Source organism: Amedibacillus sp. YH-ame10 (assembly GCF_053848885.1).
The window spans coordinates 1-1,439 of record NZ_JBSPFA010000068.1; the positions used below are offsets into that span (position 1 = coordinate 1).

At 32.1% G+C, this 1,439-nt stretch carries 1 protein-coding gene; it reads left to right on the forward strand.

The genetic code is table 11. The features are described 5' to 3' along the window. Positions 1 to 107: 107 nt before the first annotated feature. Entirely contained in the window at positions 108 to 1,244 is a 1,137-nt protein-coding gene (locus tag ACWG42_RS14915) for an IS30 family transposase (protein WP_455793356.1), read from the forward strand. Positions 1,245 to 1,439: the final 195 nt, after the last annotated feature.

Genomic DNA, 1,439 nt, shown 5'->3' on the forward strand with positions numbered 1-1,439 from the left:
CCTAAATTTTTATTTGGAAGTCCGTTTTTTATAAATTAACTGCAATAAGTATGAAAGGTGTAAGATATAGGTGTGTTTCCTTGTGACACTTTAAAGGAGGTTTACTTATGAAAAACTGGAAACATTTATCTTTTGATCAAAGAAAGATTATCAACTCTCTTCTCTGTAAAAATTCTAAACTTAAAGAAATTGCTATGATTCTTGAGTTCAACCCAACTTCTATCTCTAAAGAAATTCGCAGAAATAGATTTCTCAGTCAACTCCATTCCTTAAACAAAACAAAAAAGACATGTAAGAAATTAGTACGTTTTCCTTACGTCTGTAATGGTTGTCATTTGCGTTATGGTAAAACTTGTCCTTTTGATAAATTCAAATATGATCCTAAAATTGCCGATGCGAATGCCAAAAAAAATCTTGTATTATCAAGAAGAGGTCTCGATATGAATTCTAATGATTTTAAAGCATTAGACGATGCCATCAAACAGGGCGTCGACCAAGGTCATTCTATTTATCATATATCCAAGACTGATAAAAGAGTCTCCAAATCTGTAACCACCATATATCGCTACATTAATACTGGTTATCTTAAAACTAAGCCTCTAGACCTTCCTGCAGCCGTTACATACAAGAAAAGAAGGCATAATAAAAAGTATGATTACTCCAATAATAAGATAGATCGAAGCAATCATACTTACCTCAACTATTTGTCTTATCGACGTTCTCATCCGAATGAGTACGGATGGCAACTAGATTTTTTAGGAGCCATCAAGACAGATAGCAAAGTTATTTTAACACTAATCTCACCAGAAATACACTTTACTTATCTAACAATTATAAAAAATCCGAACAGCAAGAAAGTGATTGCCCATTTCAATGCTTTAGAGGAGAGTTTAGGAGTAGAAATATTTCAAGACCTATTCCCTTATATCCTAACAGATAGAGACCCCTCATTCAGTGATATGGATGGATTTGAATATTCTCCAATAACAAAAGATAAAAGAACCCATATTTTCTATTGTGATCCTTATGTATCGAATCATAAGCCAAATGTAGAAAATATGAATAAGCAATTGAGAAAATTCTTCCCGAAAGGCAAATCCATAGAACGTTATACCAAAGCAGAGGTACGCTCAATAAATCTAACATTAATACAAAGCAGGGTGCAATCATTAGGAGGAGCAACACCAGAAGAAGCATTTATCGAAATATATGGAAAAGATATATTGGATAAATTAATGAAATAATTAAAGCAATAATTGTCACAAGGAAACGGAAATAAGTTGAAAAAACGGAATTAACCCCGTTTTTTCGTCGTGGATTTTTTTATGACTTTCACAATATATTAAAAGGGTTATTGCCGTTTTCACTTAACTTAAACTGCAATAACTCCCTTTTTTTACTATTTTTACTTCTTACTGCATTTATTCTGATAATTTACG

What these genes read in the sequence shown, in the direction of transcription:
- ACWG42_RS14915 (WP_455793356.1), top strand. Translation starts at nt 108, where the DNA reads ATGAAAAACTGGAAACATTTATCTTTTGATCAAAGAAAGATTATCAAC.